The sequence below is a fragment of the Geodermatophilus sp. SYSU D00814 genome, assembly GCF_054050055.1.
The window spans coordinates 109,238-125,664 of the sequence record NZ_JBJGYP010000012.1 but is presented as its reverse complement, the minus strand read 5'-3'; the positions used below and the strand labels follow the sequence as shown (position 1 = coordinate 125,664).

General features: G+C 76.4%; 10 protein-coding genes. 5 read left to right on the top strand and 5 right to left on the bottom strand.

Going from position 1 to position 16,427, the window contains the following annotated elements; all coding sequences use genetic code 11:
* The first annotated feature begins 9 nt into the window (after window positions 1–9).
* Window positions 10–2,367 carry an endopeptidase La gene (gene lon, locus ACI780_RS11570; protein WP_457003034.1) on the top strand — a complete coding sequence of 786 codons (2,358 nt, stop codon included), beginning with the start codon at window positions 10–12 and terminating at the stop codon, window positions 2,365–2,367.
* A 58-nt stretch (window positions 2,368–2,425) separates the two neighbouring features.
* Here lon and ACI780_RS11565 read toward each other — a convergent pair whose 3' ends face one another.
* The 3 genes from ACI780_RS11565 to ACI780_RS11555 all read right to left on the bottom strand — a co-directional run bounded on the left by ACI780_RS11565 (window position 2,426) and on the right by ACI780_RS11555 (window position 4,388).
* Window positions 2,426–2,680, bottom strand: coding sequence for a hypothetical protein (locus ACI780_RS11565; RefSeq protein ID WP_456871843.1), 255 nt, complete (start codon window positions 2,678–2,680; stop codon window positions 2,426–2,428).
* A 253-nt stretch (window positions 2,681–2,933) separates the two neighbouring features.
* Window positions 2,934–3,533: a TPM domain-containing protein gene (locus tag ACI780_RS11560; protein ID WP_457003032.1), complete on the bottom strand. Its 600-nt coding sequence runs from the start codon at window positions 3,531–3,533 to the stop codon at window positions 2,934–2,936.
* Window positions 3,534–3,692: 159 nt separating this feature from the next.
* Window positions 3,693–4,388 (bottom strand): 4'-phosphopantetheinyl transferase family protein, encoded by a 696-nt coding sequence (locus tag ACI780_RS11555; protein ID WP_457003030.1) that lies wholly within the window; start codon window positions 4,386–4,388, stop codon window positions 3,693–3,695.
* Window positions 4,389–4,730: 342 nt separating this feature from the next.
* On the opposite strand from ACI780_RS11555, the gene ACI780_RS11550 reads away from it, so the two are divergent.
* From ACI780_RS11550 to ACI780_RS11540, 3 genes are read left to right on the top strand one after another with little or no spacing between them, the layout of a single operon-like run.
* Window positions 4,731–8,828, top strand: a complete 4,098-nt coding sequence (locus ACI780_RS11550) for a Pls/PosA family non-ribosomal peptide synthetase (protein ID WP_457003028.1) — start codon at window positions 4,731–4,733, stop codon at window positions 8,826–8,828.
* Entirely contained in the window at window positions 8,825–10,141 is a 1,317-nt protein-coding gene (locus ACI780_RS11545; protein ID WP_457003026.1) for a heparan-alpha-glucosaminide N-acetyltransferase domain-containing protein, read from the top strand. Before ACI780_RS11550 ends, ACI780_RS11545 begins: the two co-directional genes overlap by 4 nt.
* Window positions 10,128–10,847 carry a BPL-N domain-containing protein gene (locus ACI780_RS11540; RefSeq protein WP_457003024.1) on the top strand — a complete coding sequence of 240 codons (720 nt, stop codon included), beginning with the start codon at window positions 10,128–10,130 and terminating at the stop codon, window positions 10,845–10,847. Before ACI780_RS11545 ends, ACI780_RS11540 begins: the two co-directional genes overlap by 14 nt.
* Before the next feature lie 25 nt (window positions 10,848–10,872).
* On the opposite strand, the gene ACI780_RS11535 is transcribed toward ACI780_RS11540, so the two are convergent.
* Entirely contained in the window at window positions 10,873–12,099 is a 1,227-nt protein-coding gene (locus ACI780_RS11535) for a hypothetical protein (RefSeq protein WP_457003022.1), read from the bottom strand.
* Window positions 12,100–12,362: 263 nt separating this feature from the next.
* Between ACI780_RS11535 and ACI780_RS11530 the strand changes: the two genes are divergently transcribed.
* Window positions 12,363–13,787, top strand: coding sequence for a M1 family aminopeptidase (locus ACI780_RS11530; protein ID WP_457003020.1), 1,425 nt, complete (start codon window positions 12,363–12,365; stop codon window positions 13,785–13,787).
* A gap of 21 nt (window positions 13,788–13,808) precedes the next feature.
* Here the strand turns inward: ACI780_RS11530 and ACI780_RS11525 are convergent, their stop codons facing one another.
* Complete coding sequence (locus tag ACI780_RS11525) at window positions 13,809–16,406, bottom strand: DUF4062 domain-containing protein (protein WP_457003018.1); 2,598 nt, start codon at window positions 16,404–16,406, stop codon at window positions 13,809–13,811.
* Window positions 16,407–16,427: the final 21 nt, after the last annotated feature.

Here is a 16,427-nt window from a genome sequence, read left to right as displayed (position 1 = left end):
GAGCAGACGATGAGCGGAACCGAGAGACTGCCGCTGCTGCCGTTGGACGACACCGTCGTCCTCCCCGGGATGGCGGTGCCCGTCGAGCTGGACGGGGCCGAGGCGCGCGTCGCCGTCGAGGCGGCCGGCACCCAGGAGGGGACCAGCCGCGTGCTGCTCGTACCGCGGCTGCACGGCCGCTACGCCGGCGTCGGCACCGTCGCCGTCGTCGAGCAGGTCGGCCGGCTGCCCGGCGGGCAGCCGGGCGCGCTGGTGCGCGGCACGGCCCGCGCCCGCATCGGCGCCGGCGCCACCGGGCCCGGCGGCGCGCTGTGGGTCGAGGTCACCGTGCTCGCCGACGAGGCCGCCGACGAGGGCGTCCGGGAGCTGGCCCGCGAGTACAAGGGGCTGGTCGTGTCCGTGCTGCAGGCCCGCGGGGCGTGGCAGCTGATCGACGGCGTGCAGCGGCTGACCGACCCGTCCGCGGTGGCCGACACCGCCGGGTACGCGTCCCACCTGACCGCCGAGCAGAAGCTGACCCTGCTGGAGACCCCCGACGTGGCCGGCCGGCTGCGGCTGGCGATCGGCTGGGCCCGGGAGCACCTGGCCGAGCTCGAGGTCGCCGAGACCATCCGCAAGGACGTGCAGGAGGGCATGGACCGCCAGCAGCGGGAGTTCCTGCTCCGTCAGCAGCTGGCCGCCGTCCGCAAGGAGCTGCGCGAGCTGCAGGGCGGCGGGGACGACGGCGACGAGCCGGCCGACCTGCGCTCGCGGGTGGAGGCCGCCGACCTGCCCGAGCACGTGCGCACGGCGGCGCTGCGGGAGGTCGACAAGCTCGAGCGCACCTCCGACGCCTCCCCCGAGGCCGGGTGGATCCGGACCTGGCTGGACACCGTGCTCGACCTGCCCTGGGCCACCCGCACCGAGGACGCCTACGACGTCGCCGGCGCCCGGGCGGTGCTCGACGCCGACCACGCCGGCCTGGAGGAGGTCAAGGAGCGCATCACCGAGTACCTCGCCGTCCGCAAGCGGCGCGAGGAGCGCGGCCTGGGCGTCGTCGGCGGCCGGCGCAGCGGCGCGGTGCTGGCGCTGGTGGGCCCGCCCGGCGTGGGCAAGACCTCGCTGGGGGAGTCGGTGGCCCGCGCGATGGGGCGGCGGTTCGTCCGCGTCGCCCTCGGCGGCGTCCGGGACGAGGCCGAGATCCGCGGCCACCGCCGGACCTACGTCGGCGCGCTGCCCGGCCGGGTCGTGCGGGCGATCACCGAGGCCGGCTCGATGAACCCGGTCGTGCTGCTCGACGAGGTCGACAAGCTCGGCAGCGACTACCGGGGAGACCCCGCGGCCGCCCTGCTCGAGGTGCTCGACCCCGCGCAGAACCACACCTTCCGCGACCACTACCTCGAGGTCGAGCTCGACCTGTCCGACGTCGTCTTCCTCGCCACGGCCAACGTGCTCGAGGCGATCCCGGCGCCGGTGCTCGACCGCATGGAGGTCGTCCGCCTCGACGGCTACACCGAGGACGAGAAGGTCACCATCGCCCGCGACCACCTGCTGCCGCGGCAGCTCGAGCGCGCCGGCCTCACCGCCGACGAGGTCGCCGTCGACGACGACGTCCTGCGCACGCTGGCCGCCGAGTACACCCGCGAGGCCGGCGTCCGGGAGCTCGAGCGCCAGCTCGCCCGGCTGCTGCGCAAGGTGACCGCCCGGCTGTCGGGGTCCGACGGCGCACCGGTGCACGTCGACGCCGGCACGCTGCGCGGGCTGGTCGGCCGCCCGCGGTTCACGCCGGAGTCCGCCGAGCGGACGGCGCTGCCCGGGGTGGCGACCGGCCTGGCGGTCACCGGCGCCGGCGGGGACGTGCTCTTCGTCGAGGCGTCGCTGGCCGACCCCGAGACCGGGGCGACGGGGCTGCGCCTGACCGGGCAGCTCGGCGACGTGATGAAGGAGTCGGCGCAGATCGCGCTGTCGTTCCTCCGCTCGCACGGCGCGGAGCTGGAGCTGCCGGTGTCGGACCTGCGGGAGCGCGAGGTGCACGTGCACGTGCCGGCGGGCGCGGTGCCCAAGGACGGGCCCAGCGCCGGGATCACGATGGTCACCGCGCTCGCGTCGGTGCTGTCCGGGCGGCCGGTGCGCAGTGACGTGGCGATGACCGGCGAGGTCTCCCTCACCGGCCGGGTGCTGCCGATCGGCGGGGTCAAGCAGAAGCTGCTGGCCGCGCACCGGGTCGGCCTCACCGAGGTGCTGCTGCCCGCACGCAACGAGCCCGACCTCGACGACGTCCCGGCCGCGGTCCGCGACCTGCTGACCGTCCACCTGGTCGGCGACGTGCGGGAGGTGCTCGCCCTGGCGCTGGAGCCGGCCACCACGACGCCGGCGCTGGCCGCCTGAGACACCGGGACCCGGCCGCGGCACCGCGGCCGGGTCCCGGCCCGTCAGCGGCCTCCCCTCAGCGGGCGTCCCGCAGCGGCGCGAGGCAGCAGCCGTCGCACGCGTGGGCGGTCGGGGCACCGCCGAGCGCCTGGAGGGCGACGACGTCGTCCGGGTCGGGGTGCCCGACGCCGTGGGGACAGATGCGGTCGGAGAACCCGTAGGCCTCCCGCCACACCAGGGGCCACGTCCGCATGTGGTGGGCGCTGGGGGAGTGCCGGGAGCAGCTGCGCCCCTCGCACCGCTCGGGGTCGTGCGGGCCGGCCGGGCTCATGCCGGGTGTGGCTCCGGCCGGCGCGGCGCGGGCCACCCCGTCCGTGCGGACGTCGTCCCGGACCGGCCGGCCGGCGGCGGGAGGTGCTGCCGGAGGGACCGGTGGGCGAGCCGACGGCGGCTCGGTGACGGCCGGGGGGATGGACACGCCGGACAGCGTCGGGGCACGGCCTGGGGGTTGCCCGGGGTCCGGCCTGTGAGTCCCCTGGGAGGAGTGGCGCGGGACACCGGGGGCCGCCGGTGTCCCGGCGCGGTCACCGGGACGGGCCGGTCGAGGACCGCCGACGGGAGAGCAGGTGCGCGGCGAGCAGGACGACGGCGACGCCGCCGACCACCGCGAGGGTCCGGGTCGCCGACCACTGCGGGCCCGCGGCCTCCTCCTCCTCCGCGGGGTCGGCCAGGGACCCGAGGCCGTCGGACAGCGCGACGACGGCGCCGGACCAGTCGCGGGTGTCCAGCCGCGGCTGCACCTCGTCGGCGACGACCGCCTCGACGTCGACCTGGGACAGCGCGAAGTCGTCGTCGACCCACCAGCCGTACTCGTAGGTCTCCTGGCCGACGGCCACGGCGAGCAGGAGGTCGGACTCCCCGAGGCCGGACAGCTGCGCGGTGTCCTCCGCCCAGGTGCCGGGGTCGGCGGAGTCGAACGAGGACACGAAGACGGCGTGCACCCCGAGGTCGGCCTCGGCGGCCAGGTCGGCCACCGCGGTCCGGGCCGCCTCCGCCCCGGGACCCAGGGCGGCGACCTCGTCGGTGACCCGGTCGGTCACCTCCAGCGGGGGCTCCGCCGCCGCCGGTCCGGCGACGAGCGACAGCAGCGCCGCCACCCCGACGACGACCACGGGCCTGCGCACACGACCTCCAGGGGGGACCGGGCACCCGACGCCCGGGCAGCGGACTCTACGTGGGCCCCGCCCCGGGGCCGCTCCCGCGAGGCCGCCGGGAGGGCGGCGTCGACCGTCCGGGGGACACCGGCCGGCACGAACGGCTGGACCGTCCCCGCCCGGGACGGCTCAGGAGCGCAGCGGGTGCGCCCGGTCGACCGCCCCCGCCGCGGGGAGTGTGCCCAGCCGCGGGGTCCCCGTCCCCGCCACCCCGACCGCCACCCCCAGCGCGTCGTCGAACCAGTCGACGACGTGCAGGGCACCGAACCGGCCGACCGCCGGCCCGTCGCCCGGGTCGTGTCCGGGGGAGGGGGCGACCTCGGTCCGCCACAGGTCGTCGAGGGTCGCCGCACCCACCTTCACCAGACACTCCTTGCGCACCCAGGAGCGCAGGAACGCCGTCGCCGGGTCGGCGGCCGAGCGCACCCGGTGCCCCTCGGCCGGGGTCAGCGAGTGGGTGGGCACCGCCCGGCCGGCGCCGTGGACCGGAGGGCCCTCGACGTCGACGCCGACCGGGTGCCGGTCCGCGGCGGCGGCGACGGCGCCGCGGGTGTGCGCGAGGCTGACGTGCAGGTCGGGCAGGCCGGCCAGCGACGGCCGGCCGTGGTCGCCCGACCCGCACCCCGGGCACCGCTGCACCAGCTCGAGCGTCGCGAGGGCGCGGCCGGTCACGGCGGCGGCGCAGTACCGGACCAGCAGGTGCGCCGCGGCGTAGGACTCCCGGTCGGCGGGGTGGTGCAGCGCGTCCCGGCGCCGTCGCTCGGCCGCCGTCAGGACGCCGTCGTCGAGGACGTCGAGGACCGCGCGGGCGCGGGCCGCCACCACGAGGGGCCCCTCGGATCCCCGCTGCATCCCGGTGCCCCCGCTGTGCCGACGTCGTGGTCGGGGGCGAGGGTAGGGCACGGAAACGGCGTGATCGAGCGACTCCGCAACGTTACGGATCGCACCACTCAATGCCCGGCCACGTTACGTCCCGGATCCCATCGGTGCTGCTCAGTGACGAGACCGGGCGTGTCGTGACCCATTTCCCTCTCTTCCTTGGGGAATCCGCCGGGCGACATGTTCAGTGGTCGGTCGGATGTCATGTCGGGGGCTGCAGAGAGTGAGTAGATGACAACGCAGAACGAATGGTCGCACGACTTCCGGGACTCCCCCCACCGGGCGGACGTGCACCTCACGGGGAACTTCGCGGTCCCGGCCCCCCTCGACGAGCCGGCCGGCGCCACCGCCTCCGGCTACCGGCTGCACGACAACTTCGTCGCCGAGCTGGGCCAGACGAGCGGCGTCACCCGCCTGAGCCGGTACTTCGAGCGGACCTGCGACGTCCGCCCCTCGGCGACGGCGCTGGAGTGCGAGGGGGAGCGCCTCTCCTACGCCGACCTCGACCAGCGGGCCAACCGCCTGGCCAACCTGCTCAAGAGCCGGGGCGTGGGGTGCGGCGTGCGGGTGGGCATCCTGCTGCACCGCTCCGTCGACACCTACGTCGCGCTGCTGGCCGTCACCAAGACCGAGGCGACGTTCGTCCCCATCGACCCCGAGGCGCCGGCCGACCGGCTGCAGTACATCGCCGAGGACTGCGCGCTGGGCCTGGTCGTGACGCACTCGTCGTTCGCCGCGTCGTGCGCCGCCCTGCCCTGCGAGAGCCTGCTGCTCGACGAGGTGGGCCACGAGCTCGCCGTCCAGTCGAGCGCGCGTCCCGGCACCGAGTCCGACGGCGACCCGGTCTGCTACGTCATCTACACGTCCGGCTCGAGCGGCCGCCCCAAGGGCGTGGAGATCAGCCAGTCGAGCATCTGCAACTTCATCGGCATCGTGCCGTCCCTGTACGGGGTCGAGCCCTCCGACCGCGTCTACCAGGGCATGACGATCGCCTTCGACTTCTCCATCGAGGAGATCTGGCCCACCTGGGCGGTGGGCGCGACGCTCGTCGCCGGGCCCACCGACGGCCGCCGCGTGGGGTCGGGCCTGGCCGACTTCCTCGAGGACCACGAGATCACGATGATCTACTGCGTCCCCACCGTGCTGGCCACCCTCGACCGGCTGCTGCCGGCGATCCGCACGGTGAACGTGGGCGGGGAGGCCTGCCCGCGCGAGCTGGTCGACCGGTGGGGGCCGGGACGCCGGATCCTGAACACCTACGGGCCCACCGAGACGACCGTCACCTGCACCATGGCCGAGCTGCGGCCGGGCAAGCCGGTGACGATCGGGCGCCCGCTGCCCACCTACCGGGTCACCCTGCTCGACGAGGACCGGCGGCCGGTGCCCGCCGGGGAGGTCGGCGAGATCTGCGTCGGCGGTCCGGGCGTGGCCCGCGGCTACGTCAACCGGCCCGACCTCACCGCCGACCGCTTCATCCCCGACCCCCGCGGCATCCCCGGGGAGCGCATCTACCGCACCGGCGACCTCGGCCGCTTCCTCCCCGACGGCGAGATCGAGTACCTCGGGCGGGCCGACAGCGAGGTCAAGGTCCGCGGACACCGGGTCGACCTGCAGGAGATCGAGAGCGTCCTCCTGGAGCACCCCGCGGTGACCGCCGCCGTCGTCACCCTGCTGTCCTCCGCCGACACCGGGGGCGACCTGGCCGGCTACGTCGTCCTGCGCGGGAGCGACACGGCCCGCGCCGACGAGGTCGTCGCCCAGCTGCACGAGCAGGCGGTGCAGCAGCTGCCGCCGTACATGGTGCCGTCCTACCTCGACGTGGTCACCTCGATCCCGATGCTGCCCAGCGGCAAGGCCGACCGCGGCCGGCTCCCGGCGCCCACGCGGCCGCGGCTGATCCGCAGCGGCCCGCAGCACGAGCCCCCGGCCACCCCCGCGGAGGCGTGGATCGCCGGGCTCTGGGAGGAGATGCTCTCCCTGCCCGCCGGCGCGGTCTCCGCCGACGCCGACTTCTTCGAGGCGCTGGGCGGTCACTCCCTGGTGGCCGCGAACGTCGTCTCCGCCATGCGGGAGAGCGACCTGGGCGCCGGGCTGTCCATCCTGGACTTCTACCGGCACCCGACCGTCCGCGGCCTGGCCGCCTTCCTGGAGGACGGCGCGGGCCACCGGCCGGACGACGCCGCGACGCTCGAGCCGCGCGAGCCCCGCCCGGCACCACCGTCCCGCGGCCGCGTCCTGGCCTTCGGGTCGGCGCAGGTGTCGGTCCTCTACGCGATCGTGCTGCTCTTCCTCCTCCCCGTCGCCGTCGCGTACGGCCTCAATGACGGCCAGCCCTCCCTCGCCCTGGTCCTCCAGCTGGCCGTCGCGCTGCCGTCGGCGTACCTGCTCCTGCGCTGGGTCCTCCCGGTCGTCGGCGCCCGGCTGCTCGGCCACGGCCTGCGCGCCGGTGACCACCCGCTGTGGGGCAGCACGCACCTGCGGGTGTGGGCGGTGCAGAAGCTGATGGCCCTCTCCCCGCTGACCGTGCTCAGCGGGTCCCCGTGGGCGGCGACCTACCTGCGCCTGGCCGGCGCCCGGGTCGACGACGAGTGCCACCTCGGCTCGGCGGCCGTCTCCCTGCCGTCGTTCCTGCGCGTCGGCCCCGGGGCGACGATCGGCTACGGCACCCAGCTGCACGGCCACCGCGTCGCCGAGGGCGTGCTCACCCTCGCCCCCGTCACCATCGGCACCGGCGCCGTCGTCGGCTCCGAGAGCGTGCTCGAGTGCGGCTCCGAGGTCGGGGAGAACGCCATCCTCGGCGACCAGTCCCTGCTGCCCTCCGGCCACGTCGTCCCGGCGGGGGAGAGCTGGGCGGGGTCCCCGGCGCGGCCGGCGCCCGAGGCGATCGACCCGGTCGTCGAGCTCATGGCCAGCTGCGCCGACGCCCCCCGCACCTGGTCCCGGGGCCTGCTGGCCGGCTTCGCCGGCGGCGTCGCCCTGCTGGAGCTGGTGCCGTTCCTGGTCCTGCTGCCGGTGGTCACCGTCGTGTGGTGGGCGCTGCTCACCTTCGGCACCGGGGCGGCGTTCCTCGCCAGCGCGCTGTCCGGGCCGCTGTTCGTCCTCGTCTCCTGCGGGCTGCTGCTGGGCGCCCGCCGCCTGGTGCTGGCCGAGACGCCGGAGGGCGTGCACCACCTGCGCTCCCAGCTGGGCGTCGAGAAGTGGCTCGGGGACAAGCTGCTCGAGCAGAGCCTGCTGTTCACCAACACGATGTACTCGACCCTCTACACGCCGCTGTGGCTGCGGGCGCTCGGCACCCGCGTGGGCCCCGGCGCCGAGGTGTCCACCATCGCCAACATCGACCCGGACCTGCTCACCCTCGGCGAGGGCAGCTTCGTGGCCGACATGGCCAGCGTCGGGAGCGCGGTCTACGCCAACGGGCACGTCGCCTTCCGCCGCACCGAGATCGGCTCCCGGGCCTTCGTGGGCAACGCCGCCCTCGTCCCCGCGGGCTCGCGGCTCGGCGAGGGCTCGCTGGTCGGCGTCCGCAGCGTCCCGCCCACGGGCGGGACCGAGCCCGGCACGTCCTGGCTCGGCTCGCCGCCGTTCTACCTGCCCCGCCGGGAGGTCTTCGAGGAGTTCACCGAGGCCCAGACCTACGCGCCCTCGCGGCGGCAGGTCCGCGCCCGGTACGCCATCGAGTTCCTGCGCATCGTGCTGCCGAGCTCCCTGCTCGCCGTCGCGACGTTCGCCACCCTCTACGGCCTGTCCTCGCTGGCGCTGTCGTGGAGCACGGCGGCCACCGTCCTGCTCGCCCCGCTGGTGGCCCTGACCTCCAGCGTCCTGGTGGTGGTCGCGGTGGCCGCGCTCAAGTGGGTCGTCGTGGGCCGCTACCGGCCGCGGGTGCGGCCGCTGTGGAGCGGGTTCGTCCGCCGGACGGAGTTCGTCACCGGCGTCTACGAGGCCGCGGCGGTGCCGGCGCTGCTCACCTTCCTCACCGGCACGCCGCTGCTCGGCCCGGCGCTGCGCCTCTTCGGCTGCCGGGTGGGCCGGCGGACGCTGGTCGACACCACCTACGTCACGGAGTTCGACCTGGTCACCATCGGCGACGACGTCTCGGTGGGCGCCAACGCGTCGCTGCAGACCCACCTGTTCGAGGACCGCGTCATGAAGATGGACCACGTGGTCCTGCGCGACCGCGCCACCATCGGCGACAAGGCCGTCGTCCTGTACGACTCCGTCGTCGAGGAGGACGCCACGCTGGCCGCGATGTCCCTGGCGATGAAGGGCGAGGTGCTGCCGCGGGAGACCACCTGGTGCGGCATCCCCGCCCAGAAGGTCGACCGCGCCCCGGTCGCCGCTCCGTCCCGGCGCGGACGCCGCCTGCCGGCGGGGGCGAGCCGGCGATGACGACGAGTGCCGAGGAGCAGCGGGACCGGGTGACGGCACCCGCCCCGGCGTCCGCCCTGGCGCACGCGTGCGACCCCGCGCCGCCGCCGGGGGACGCCTCGGGCACCCCGGTGACGACGTCGCCGGGCCGGCGGGCCGGGACGCGGCTGATCGGGATCGACGCGGCGCGCGGGGTCGCCCTGCTGGGCATGATCGCCGTCCACGTGATGGACCCGGTCGCCGCCGACGGGCAGAACCCCTCCCTGGCGTGGTCCCTGGCGGCGGGCAAGTCGGCGGCGCTGTTCGCCCTGCTCGCCGGCGTGGGCGTCGCCTTCGCCAGCGGCCGCCGCGAGCGGCCGCGCGGCCGGCTCTGGGCGGCCAACGCGAGCTCCCTCGTCGTCCGGGCGCTGCTCATCGGCGTCGTGGGCCTCGCCCTCGGGGCCGTCGTCCCCGAGGACCTGGCCGCGGTGATCCTGCCGTACTACGCGCTGCTGTTCCTGCTGGCGATCCCGCTGCTGTCGCTGTCGGTCCGCGCCCTCGTCCTGGTCGCCGGCGCCATCGCCCTCGGGATGCCGGTGCTCAGCCACCTGCTGCGGTCGGGCAGCGAGCTGGTGACCGCCCCCAACACGACCTTCGGCCAGCTCGCCTCGGACCCGGCGGGCGTGCTCACCGAGCTGGCGCTCACCGGGACCTACCCCGCGCTGCCGTGGCTGGCCTACCTGTGCGTCGGGCTCGCCGTGGGGCGGGCGGCGCTGTCCTCCCGCCGGACGGTCGTCACGATCACGCTCACCGGGGTCGCCCTCGCGGTGACCGCCCGGGTGGCCTCGTGGGTCCTCCTGGACGTCCTGGGCGGGCGCGCCGACCTCGAGGAGGTGGCGCTGCGGTCGCTGACCGGGGAGCAGTACACGAACCTGCTGGTGTGGGGCCCCACCGGCGTCACCCCGTCGGACTCCCCGTGGTGGCTGGCGACGGTCGCGCCGCACTCCAGCACCCCGCTGGACCTGCTCTTCACCATCGGGGTGGGTCTGGCGGTCCTCGGGGTCTGCCTGCTCGTCGGGCGGATGACGACCGGCCTGCTGCGGCCGCTCGCGGTGGCCGGCAGCATGACGCTGACGCTGTACTCCCTGCACCTGCTGATGCTCAGCTCGCCGTTCATGCCCGACGACGACCTGGCCTCCCTGCTGCTGCAGGTGCTGGTCCTGGTGGCCTTCGCCTTCGCGTGGAGCAGCGCCCACGTCCGCGGCCCGCTCGAGGACCTCGTGGCGCAGGCGACCGGCGCGGTCCGGCGGCGGGTGCTGGCGGGGCGCGGGGAGAGGGCCGGTGCCGGCGCCTGACGGGGACCGGCCTCCGGGCCGAGACCTGGCGCTGGTCTACCGCGGCCGGGCCTCGACCCCGGGGTGCCCGGAGGCGGTGGCGGCCGCGCTGCGGCGCAGCCGCTGGGACCTGGAGGTCCGCTTCGTCGGGCCGCGCGAGGAGCTCGCGCTGGAGCCCGCCGTCCTCGCCGGGGCGCGCCTCTACGCCCAGCCCGGCGGCGGCGGCCTGCTGGCGGCCTACCGCAGGCTCCGGCGCTCGGCGGGGACGGTCCGGGAGTTCGTCCGGTCCGGCGGGGGCTACCTCGGCTTCTGCCTGGGCGGCTACCTCGCCGGCGAGACCCCGGGCTTCGGCCTGCTGCCCGGTGACGCCGACCGGTTCATCTCCTCACCCGGGGCGCGACCGGACCACGACGGCGACGACCTGGTCGACGTCGACTGGGCCGGGCGCCGTCGGCGGGTGTACTTCCAGGACGGTCCGTGGTTCGACCTCGACCCGGCCCGGGGCCCGGCGGAGGTGCTCGCCACCTACGGCAACGGGTTGCCCGCCGCGGTCGTCGCCCCCTTCGGGCACGGTGCGGTCGGCGTCGTCGGGCCGCACCCGGAGGCCACGCCCGACTGGTACACCGACAGCGGGCTGCCCGTGCCGGCCGACGTCCGCGCGGACCTCACCCAGGACCTCGTCGACCGGGTCCTGCAGGCCGCCCGGCCCCGGGGCCGGGCGGCCTGAGCACCCCGCGGCCCCGGGACGGCGGTCAGGAGCCGTCGACCAGCTGCCCCACCGTGCGGCCCAGCCGGCCGTCGAGCCCGTGGCCGACGCCGGCCGGCCACTCGTGCGAGGTGACGACGCCGCGGTCGGCGTAGAAGCGCTCCCCGGCCTGCGCGCCCCAGGAGGCGGTCAGCGGGACGGCGGTGTCGGCGGTGCCGGTGAACCAGTGGCCGCGGACCCCGGCCATGCGGGCGGCGGTCACCGCGGCCCCGCCGTCCGCGGGCGGGCCGCCGCCACCGAAGACCACCCAGCCGCCGCCGAGGCGCAGCAGCTCGGGGTGCCGCGGCACGAGGAAGCGGGTGATCTCCTGCGCGCCGGAGGAGAAGCCGGCCAGCCACACGTCGGTGACCGGGTAGGCGGCCAGCTGGCGCTCGATCAGCTCGGCCAGGAAGTCGGCGTAGGCGGCGGTGTCACCGGTGTGCCAGCACTCGCAGGACTGGTTCGGGCTCTCGACGGCCAGCGTGACCGTGTTGCGGGCGCGGCTGGTCGCGACCAGCCCCGACGGGCCGCCGAGCGCGTAGGAGGAGTCCGGGTTGTCGACGCCGTACTCGCCGGTCCCGTCGACGTAGACGACCAGGCCCACCGGGCGCGTCGGGTCGATCCCCGCGGCGTAGAGGAGGAAGTTGCCGGTCTGCCCGTTGCCGGCCCGGAACGACTGGCGTGGCTGGTCGGTGTACGACCCGCCCGAGCCGCCGGTGGAGCCGCCGGCCGCGGGCGCTGCCGCGGCGGCGCCCGCCGGGGCGCCCGACGAGCGGGACGCCGTCGGGGCGGTGCCGCTGCGGCCGGTGCCGGCGGCCGCGGCGGTCCGCTGGTCCTCGGCCACCTCCTCGGCCACCTCCTCGCCCCGGTCCTCGCCCGTCTCCTCGTCCGCCGTGTCCGGCGCCGGCGCGTCCCCGGCCGGCGGCTCGACGACCTCGGTGGACTCGGTGGGCTCGGTCGCCGGGGTCTCGACCGGGGCCGGGACCGTCGCCTCGACCGGGACCTCCGCCGGCGGAGTCGGCGCGGGCGCCGGGACGGTGCTGCTCGGGGCGGCGTCGGCGAGCGGGGCCGGCGACGCGGTCCCCGCCTGGCTGCTCGCGTCGGCGGCACCCGACGGGGCGGCGGCGCCGAGCTGCAGGCCGACGGGGTCGCAGGCGGCGGTGGCCAGGCAGACGAGAGCCGCGGCCGCGAGCACGCCGGCCCGACGGCCGGCTGCGGAGAGGGAACTGCGCACGGGTGGGGAAGCCTCCGGACGTCCGCCAGTGACGACGGACCGTGATTGCACTGTGACGCTACGAGGCTGACAGATCAACTCCGTGCCGACCAGAGCGGGTTGGGTCACACCCGCCCCGTCCGCACCACCCGCCCCACGGGCCGCGGTGAGCCTGCCGACGACCGGTGCTGCGTTCGTCGACCGTCCCGCGTGTCGCGCGCTTCGGGGATGATCGGGGAGAGATCCGGTCGGAGCCACCCGGTGGCCAGCTCGCGAGGACGGGGATGCGCGGAGGTCGTCGGTGGTCCACGGTCGTCCTGGCGTGGTCGGTGGTGCTGGCGAGCGGGTGCACCGCGGCGGCCCCGGACACGCAGGAGGAGCCCGGCGCCCCGGGGCCCGCGCTCGCCGAGCCCCGGCCCGACCGCCCGGTGGTCGACCTGCGCTTCGACGTCGCCGAGGACCTCGCCTCGGTCGCCGGGCGCGAGGTCGTCGAGTTCACGCCCGACCTGGACACCTGCGAGCTGGTCTTCCGGGCGTGGCCGAACAAGCCCGCCACCGCGGAGGCGGGCAGCTCGCTGACGGTGTCCGGCGTGCGGGTCGCCGGCGGCGACGTCGACGTCCGCGACGTCGCCGCCGGTGCGCCGGAGGACGCGCCCGGCACCCTGGTCGAGGTCCCGCTCGAGGAGTGCGTGGCGGCGGGGGAGACGGTCACCGCCGAGCTGCGCTTCGACGTCGAGCTGGGCGAGGAGGTCGACGAGCGGGTCGGGACCTCCTCCGACGCGGAGGTCGCCTGGTTCGCGACGGCGTTCCCCCTGCTGGCGTGGGAGCGCGGGCGCGGCTGGGAACGCGGGCCCGCCGTGCCGGTCGCCGGGGAGACCGCCGTGAGCGAGGACTTCCGGCTGCGGTCGCTGGAGGTCGCCGCGCCGTCGGGCCTCGAGGTCCTCGGCACCGGGCAGGCGGAGGGGACGGAGGACGGGCCCGACGGGACGACCGTGCACCGCTTCACCGCCCCGGCGGTGCGCGACGTCGCCGTCGCGGTCGGGGACCTGGACGTCACCGAGCGGACGATCGACGGCGTCCGCGTGCGGGTGGGCCTGGACCGGGAGGTGGAGGAGGGCACCGGGGAGGAGTGGCTCGACCAGATCGAGGCGTCCACCGGCGACCTCGTCGAGCTGCTGGGCCCGTTCCCCTACGACGACCTGGAGGTGGTGGTGCTCTCCAGCCAAACGAGCGGCATCGAGTTCCCCGGGGCGATCCAGTTCGGCGACGTCGTCCCGGCCGAGCGGCGCGGGCTGGTGACGCACGAGCTCGCGCACATGTGGTTCTACGGGCTGGTGGGCAACGACCAGGGCGAGCACCCGTGGCTGGACGAGTCGTTCGCGACGTTCGCCCAGGTGGTGGCCGACGACGACGAGCCCTACGCGCACGGCTCGGCGGGGGACGACCCGCCGGTGGGTGGGTCGATGACCTACTGGGCCGCGGAGTTCGACCGCCCCAGCAGCGCGTACTACGACACCGTCTACACCCGCGGCGGCGCCGCGCTGGTGGAGGCCCGCGACCGCGCGGGGCACGACGTCTTCGACGCCGCGCTGGCCCGCTACGTCGCCGAGAACGCCCACACCGTCGCCGAGCCCGAGGACGTCCGCGAGGCGTTCTCCGACCTGCCGGAGGTCCTCGCGGTCCTCCGCGAGGTCGGCGCGCTGCCCTGACCCCCGGGGGTTCCGGGACGGCTACCGGCCGCGGACCAGGGCGACCGCGCGGCGGTGGTCGAGCGCGGCGCCGGCGGCGAAGGCGTCGGTGAAGGCATCGGTGAAGTGGGAGGCGTCGACGGCGTCCGCCACGCGGCCGGCGAGGGCGGCCTCGCCCGGCCGCGCCGACGGCCAGGCCCGCAGCCCCGCCCGCCGGCGCAGCCCGTCGGCCGCGCCGAGGGCCGTCGCGGCGCGGCGGGCGTCGCCCCTGGCCAGCGCGAGCCCGGCGGCGGCGACCAGGGCGAAGGTCAGCGTCAGGGTGCTCACCTCGGCGTCCTCGCCCCCGTCCACCGACGCGACCAGCAGCGCCTGCGCCTCGTCGAGGTCGCCGGACCGCACCGCCAGGGTGGCCAGCTGGGTGCGGGCCGTCGCCGTCAGCCACTCGTTGTCCAGCCGCCCACCGTGCTCGTCGACCTCCGCGAGGTGGGCGCGGGCGGCGTCGTCCCGGTCCAGCGCCATCTCCAGCATGCCGACGGTCAGGGCGGCGAACGCGGCGAAGGGCTCGTTCTGGCGGCGCAGGCCCTCCAGGGCCGACGACGCGATCCGCAGCGCGCCGTCGAGGTCGCCGGTGATCGGGAGGATCCACGAGACGGCCAGCTGCGCGGAGTCGACCAGGTACGGGTCGTCGAAGCGGCCCTCCAGGGCGCGCAACCCGTCGACGGCGGTGAGCGCACGGTCGTCGTCGCCGACCTCGACCGCGGTGACGGCCGAGGTGAGCAGCAGCTCGGCCCGGCCCCGGTCGTCCAGTGCCGCGGCGCGCAGCTGGACCTCGTCGATCCACGCCCGGCCCTCGGGCATGCGCCCCCGCATCTGCCAGAACAGCCAGAGGATGCGGAAGACGTGGGGGAGCGGCGTGATGTCGTGCGCGAGGAACCAGCGGATGGCGACCCGGAGGTTCTCCTCCTCGGTGCGCAGGCGGGCGGCCCACTCGCCCTGGTGCTCGGTGGGCCAGTCGGCGTGCTCCACCAGCCCGACGACGTACTCGGCGTGGCGGCGGGCCACGCCGTCGGCGTCCGGGCTGCCGGCGAGGCGCTCGGCGGCGAGCTCCCGCACCGCCGCCAGCATGCGGAACCGGGGACCGGCGTCGGTGAGGTCGATGGTCACCAGGCTGTTCCGGGCGAGCGCGTCGAGCAGGTCCAGCGCGGTGTCCTCCGGCAGGCCGGAGACGTGCGCGGCGGCCTCGGCGCTCCAGCCCCCGGCGAAGACCGACAGGGTCGCCAGCATCCGGCGCTCGGCGTCGGTCAGCAGGCCGACGCTCCACTCGACGGCCGCGCGGAGGGTGCGCTGGCGCTCGGGCAGGTCGACCGGCCCGGACCCCAGCGCGTCGAGGCGCGTGCCGAGCCGCGCGAGCAGCGCGTCGGGGGGCAGCAGGCGGGTGCGCGCCGCCGCCAGCTCGATGGCCAGCGGCAGCCCGTCGAGGCGCCGGCAGATCTCGGCCACCGCCGGCGCGTTGTCCTCGGTGAGCGCGAAGTCGTAGCGGACCGCGCGGGCCCGGTCGACGAACAGCCGGACGGCGGGGAGCGCGGCCAGCTCCTCCGTCGTCGGCAGACGGGAGGGCTCCGGCACCGTCAGCGGCCCCACCGCGTACTCCCGCTCGGCCCGCAGCCGCAGGGCGGTGCGGCTGGTGGCCAGGATCGTGAGGCCGGGGCAGCGCGCCAGCAGGCCGTCGAGATCGGCGGCGACGGCCACGACCTGTTCGAGGTTGTCCAGGACGAGCAGGGTCGGCGCCTCCGCGAGGTGCTCGGCCAGCGCCTCCAGGGGCGGGCGCGCGGCGTCGGGCGGGAGGCCGAGGACGGCGGAGACGCGCGGCAGCACCCGCGCCGGGTCGTCGACGGAGGCCAGCGGCACGAACACCGCCCCGCGCGGGTAGCCGGCCTGCACCCGCTCGGCCACGGCGATCGCCAGCCGGGTCTTGCCCACCCCGCCCGGGCCGGTGAGCGTCACCAGCCGCGCCTCGGGGGAGGCCAGCAGCGCCGTGACGGCGGCGATGTCCTGCTCGCGTCCGATCAGCGACGTCGACGTCAGCGGCAGGGTCCGCGTCGCCGGCCGGTCCGCGGGCGGGGATCCCGGGGAGGGGGCGCCGGTGCGCTCCGCCGTCGCGAACCGCTCGCTCAGCAGCAGCGCGAGGTCGTCGCGGACCAGCCGGGCCAGCTCCCGGGGGGTGCGGAACGGCCGGTAGGAGTCGGTCCCCTGCGACTGGAGCTCGCCGATCATGGCCGTCAGCCGGGCCTCCCGCTCGGGGGCCGGCTCCTTGACGTAGAGCAGCCGGGGCATCGAGCCCGACAGCCGGAACTCGTCCTCCAGGCCCGAGACGTCCATGTCGGGTCCGATCCAGCCGTACCGCTGCCAGTACAGGCCGATGAAGACGTCGGACTGCGCCAGGTAGGCCCGGTACAGCTCACGGGGCGGGTGCGGCCGGGCCCCGAGCTCGAACATCACCGGGGTCAGCCGCAGCGCCGTGACGGCCCGCGCCACCGCGGCGCGCTCCCCGGCGAGCTCGGTGAGGGTGGAGCTCACGAACACCCGCAGCCGCTGGTCGGGCGTCCGGATCGGGACCGTCGCCTGCTCCTGCACCGTCATGCGTCCTCCTCGGGGAGGGGC